The organism is Streptomyces sp. NPDC004752, assembly GCF_053601275.1.
Genome location: NZ_JBSGBN010000243.1, coordinates 1 through 5575, shown reverse-complemented (window position 1 = coordinate 5575; position 5575 = coordinate 1). Strand labels below are relative to the sequence as shown.

Sequence of the window (5575 nt, the reverse complement as noted above, 5' to 3'; positions counted from 1 at the left end):
TGACCGTTGATCTGGGTCTGTCGGCGTTCGTGCTGTATTCGTCTTTGGCGGGTCTGTTGGGGACGGCGGGTCAGGCGAACTATGCGGCGGGTAATGCGTATCTCGATGCGCTGGCGGCGCATCGTCGGGCGAACGGGCTGCCGGCGGTGTCGTTGGCCTGGGGTCTGTGGCAGGAGTCGAGTTCGCTGACCGGGCATCTGGCCGAGGTGGACCTGAAGCGCATGGCTCGTATGGGGCTCGCGCCGATCTCTTCCGCGGACGCGATGGCCTGGTTCGACGCGGCCCACACCACGGGCGAGGCGGTGCTGGCCGTCACCGGACTCGACACGAGCGCCCTGCGCAACCAGCACCCCGACACCACACCCCCCATGCTGCGCGGCCTGGTTCCCGCGGTTCGGCGTCGTGCCGACAATGCCGGGTCACGCGCCGGGGTCTCCGACCGGCTGGCCGAACTCGCCCCGGCGGACCGCGAGCGAGCGCTCAGCGATCTCGTACGGACGCATGTCGCCGAAGTGCTGGGACACGCCGACGCGAGCGGCATCGCGGGGGACCGGGCCTTCCAGGACATGGGCTTCGACTCCCTTACCTCGGTCGAACTCCGCAACCAGCTCAATGCGGCGACCGGACTGCGGCTGCCCACCACCCTGGTCTTCGACCACCCGTCCCCCGACGCCCTCACCGCGTATCTGAGCGCGCAGATCTCCGGCCGACCGGCCGACTCGCCTGCCCCCACGACCTCGACGGTCGCGACGGACGAGCCGATCGCGATCGTGGGCATGGCCTGCCGTTTCCCGGGCGGTGTGAGTTCGCCCGAGGAGTTGTGGCGGCTGATGTCGGATGGTGTGGACGCGGTCGGGGAGTTCCCGGTCAATCGAGGCTGGGACCTCGACGGGCTGTACGACCCCGACCCCTCCATGTCGGGCACGTCCTACACCCGTCATGGTGGATTCCTTTACGACGCCGACGAGTTCGACCCGGAATTCTTCGGCATGTCGCCGCGCGAGGCGCTCGCCACCGACCCCCAACAGCGGCTTCTCCTGCGGACCGCATGGGAGACGTTCGAGAGTGCCGGGGTCGACCCCGAGACGCTGCGAGGCAGCCGTACCGGCGTCTTCGCGGGAGTGATGTACCACGACTATGGCTCCCGCCTGCGCAGCGTGCCGAAGGATCTGGAGGGCTATCTGGCCGGCGGCAACGCGGGAAGCATCGCCTCCGGCCGTGTCGCGTACACCTATGGCCTTGAGGGTCCGGCGGTGACGGTGGACACCGCGTGTTCGTCCTCCCTGGTCGCGCTGCATCTGGCGGCCAACGCACTGCGTCAGGGGGAGTGCGACATGGCGCTGGCCGGAGGCGTCACCGTGATGTCCACTCCGCAGACTTTCGTCGAGTTCTCGCGCCAGCGCGGGCTCTCGGCCGACGGTCGCTGCAAGCCCTTCGCCGCGGCTGCGGATGGTACGGGCTGGTCGGAGGGTGTGGGTCTGCTGTTGGTGGAGCGGTTGTCCGATGCTCGGCGTAACGGTCATCGGGTGCTGGCGGTCCTGCGGGGCAGTGCGGTCAATCAGGACGGTGCGTCCAACGGCCTCACTGCGCCCAACGGTCCTTCGCAGGAGCGGGTGATCCGCCAGGCGTTGGCCAATGCCGGTTTGTCGGCTGTGGACGTGGATGCGGTCGAGGCGCACGGTACCGGTACGACGCTCGGAGACCCGATCGAGGCGCAGGCGTTGCTTGCTACTTATGGTCAGGGGCGTCCGGAGGACCGGCCGCTGTGGCTGGGGTCGTTGAAGTCGAACATCGGTCATGCTCAGGCTGCTGCGGGTGTCGGTGGTGTGATCAAGATGATCGAGGCCATGCGGCATGGTGTTCTGCCCAGGACCCTGCATGTCGACGAACCCACCCAGCATGTGGACTGGGAAGCGGGAGCGGTGTCCCTGCTCACAAAAGCCCGTGACTGGCCGCAGACCGACCATCCCCGCCGCGCCGGTATCTCCTCCTTCGGCATCAGCGGCACCAACGCGCACATCATCATCGAGCAGCCGAGCGAGCCTGCGGACGAGGACCGGGCAGGCGATGGGATCGAACTCCCCACCCTCCCCTGGGTGGTGTCGGGTACCTCCGTCGATGCCGTGACGGCTCAGGCGCAGCGACTGCTCGTGTCCGTCTCGGGTGCCGACGGCCCGAACGCCCTGGACGTGGCATACACGCTGGCCACCGGCCGCGCCGCACTGGAACACCGCGCCGTCGTCGTCGGCACGTCCCGGGCCCAACTCCTCGCCGGTCTCGGTTCGCTGGCCAACGGAAGCTCGGCACTCGGAGTGGTCCGCGGCACGCGTACGCAGGGCAGGACCGCGTTTGTGTTTACGGGGCAGGGGAGTCAGCGCCTGGGTATGGGGCGTGAGTTGTATGAGCGGGTGCCGGAGTTTGCGCGTGTGTTTGATGAGGTGTGTGGTGTTCTGGATGGGGAGTTGGGGCGGTCGTTGAAGGAGGTTGTGTTCGGGTCTGTTGATTCGGAGTTGTTGGATCGGACGGCGTTGACGCAGCCGGCGTTGTTTGCGGTTGAGGTGGCGTTGTTCCGGTTGGTGGAGTCGTGGGGTGTGCGGCCGGATTTTGTGGCTGGGCATTCGGTCGGTGAGTTGGTGGCGGCTCATGTGGCTGGTGTGTTGTCGCTGGGGGATGCTGCGGTGTTGGTGGTGGCGCGGGCGCGGTTGATGCAGGCGTTGCCGGCTGGTGGGGCGATGGTGGCGGTGCAGGCGGCCGAGGCGGAGGTTCTGCCGCTGCTTTCGGATGGTCGGGTGGCGATCGCTGCGGTGAACGGGCCTCGGGCGACGGTGGTGTCCGGTGATGAGGATGCGGTCGTCTCCGTGGTTGAGCAGTTGGAGTTGCTGGGGTGCAGGACTCGTCGTCTGACGGTGTCGCATGCGTTTCATTCGCCCCGTATGGACGGGATGTTGGAGGAGTTCCGGGAGATCGCCGCCGGACTGACCTACCACACCCCCCGGATCCCGGTCGTCTCGAACGTCACCGGTGAACTCGCCGACGCCGCCCTGCTCGGCTCCGCCGACTACTGGGCTCGGCACGTCCGCGAGGCGGTCCGCTTCGCCGACGGCGTACGGACCCTGGCCCGCGAAGGCGTGACGAACTTCGTCGAGCTCGGCCCCGACGGCGTACTGACCGCGCTCGTCGAGAACACGCTCGACGGTGAGCAGGGCGAGCACCTGGCGTTGCCCCTGCTGCGACGCGACCGGTCGGAGACCGGCACGCTCGTTGCGGGGCTCGCGCAGTTGTACGCGGTGGGTGTTCCGGTGGACTGGCGCGCCTTCTTCGCGGGCAGCGAGGCCCGTCGTGTCGACCTGCCCACATACGCCTTCCAGCGGGAGCGTTACTGGCTCGATGCCGGCATGGCCGACGATGAGGCCCCGGGAGCAGGCACGAGCCCGACCGGTCACCCATTGCTGGGTGCCGCGCTCGACCTCGCCGGGGCCGACGAGGCGCTGTTCACCAGCAGGATTTCGGTGCGGAATCAGCCGTGGCTCGCGGATCACACCGTCTTCGGCAGTCCTGTGCTGTCGGCCGGTGCCTTGGTGGAGCTGGCGGCGCGCGCGGGCGACGAGGTGGGGGCGTCCGCCGTGGGCGAACTCCTGCTCCGTACGCCGCTCGTCCTGCCGGCCGAGGCGGTTGTACGGCTCCAGGTCAGGGTGGGCGCTCCGCAGCCGGACGGCGCCAACCGGCGGACGATCGCCGTGTACGCCCGGCCCGACGCGGCCGATGCCCCCTGGACCCTGCACGCGGAAGGGCACCTCGAAGCCGGTGACGGCGGGACCCCTGCACTGGACCCGGCGGTGCTGGATACCGCGCTCCTGGACCACCCGTTCACGGCGGGGGAAGGGACCGTGCTCGTGCCTGCCGAGTGGCACGGCGTACGGGTTCACTCCGCTGTTACGGAGTCGGCTCGGGCGCGCCTGACCGAGACGGGAGAGAACACTGTTGCTGTCCAACTGATCGATGAGCACGGCGAGGTGCTCGCGACGATCGACAGCGTCCGCTACCGGGAGATCGCCGAGGAGGAGTTCACGGCCGCCTCGGGTGTGTACGGCGACGCGCTGTTCCGCGTCGAATGGACACCGGTCACCGTCGCCGTTCCGCATGCGTCCGACGAGTTCCACTGGGCCCTGCTCGGGGCCGACACCGGTATGGGGCCCGACGCCGCCCACGACCTGGTGCGTTATGAGGACGTGGCGGCGGTCGGCAAGGCTGTCGACGCCGGCGTGCCGCTCGACGCCGTACTCACGTACTGGCCATCGGGTGCGGCCGTGAGCGGGACGGCGCTCCGCGCGGCGACCCATCGTGCGCTGGCACTCGTCCAGGGCTGGCTCGCCGACGAGCGGCTCGGCGAAACGCCGCTCGTCGTGGTCACCACCGGTGGCGCGGCGGTGGGCGCGCAGGACTTCGTCGACCTGGAGGCCGCGACGGTGCGGGGGCTGCTGCGCTCCGCCCAGGTGGAGCACCCGGCCGGACTGGTCCTCGTCGACATCGAGCCGGTCGGCACCGAGCCCACCGCCACGGGACCCACCGGCACCGAGGCCGTCGGCACCGAGGCCGTTGGCACCGAGGCCGTTGGCACCGAGGCCACCGGCACCGAGCCCTTCGGCACCGAGGCCGTCGGAACTCGGCTCGACACCCCACTCACCACCCTCGCCGCGGCCCTCGCCTCGGGCGAGCCCGAAACAGCGGTCCGCGACGGACGGCTGCTGGCGCCCCGCCTCGGCCGGGCCGCGCTCGAAGGCGTACGCGCCCGGAGCTTCGACCCCGAGGGCACCGTGCTCATCACGGGCGGCACCGGTGCGCTGGGTGGCCTCTTCGCCCGGCACCTGGCATCCCGGTACGGCGTACGGCATCTGCTGCTCGTCGGCCGCAGGGGCCGGGAGGCCGACGGTGCCGAGGAACTGGCGGCCGAGCTGGCCGCGCTCGGCGCCCAGGCGACCTTCGCCGCGTGCGATGTCGCGGACCGCGAAGCGCTCGCGGCCGTCCTCGACGCGATACCGGCCGAGAACCCGCTCACCGCGGTCCTCCACGCGGCGGGCACCGTCGACAACGGCGTCGTCCCGGCGCTGGACTCCGCCCGGCTCGGCTCCGTACTGCGTCCCAAGGCGGACGGAGCATGGCACCTGCACGAACTCACCCGGGACATGGCCGGCATGGCGGCCTTCGTGCTCTTCTCCGACTCGGCGGGTGCCCTCGGCGGTGCCGGCCGGGCGAACTACGCGGCGGCGAACGCCCACCTCGACGCGCTGGCCGCCCACCGGGCGGCGCTCGGCCTGCCCGCCACCTCACTGGCCTGGGGGCTGTGGGACCTCCCCGAAGGACCCGAAGGACCCGGTGGAATCAACGCGGGCCTGGACGAGGCCAGTCGGGTGCGACTGGTCCAGGACGGCTTCCGACCGCTGACACCGCGCGTGGGGACGGCACTGTTCGACGCGGCACTTTCCGTGCCCGTCAACGGCGCACCCGCGAACGGCGCACCCGCGAACGGCGCACCCGCGAACGGCGCACCCGCGAACGGCGCACCCGCGAACGGCGC

1 protein-coding gene is annotated in these 5575 nt (G+C 70.4%); it reads left to right on the top strand.

The window, feature by feature from the left end; all coding sequences use genetic code 11:
• Positions 1-5575, top strand: a 5575-nt coding sequence (locus ACWEKM_RS45505) for an SDR family NAD(P)-dependent oxidoreductase (protein WP_451627190.1), incomplete at both ends; no start/stop codon positions are given.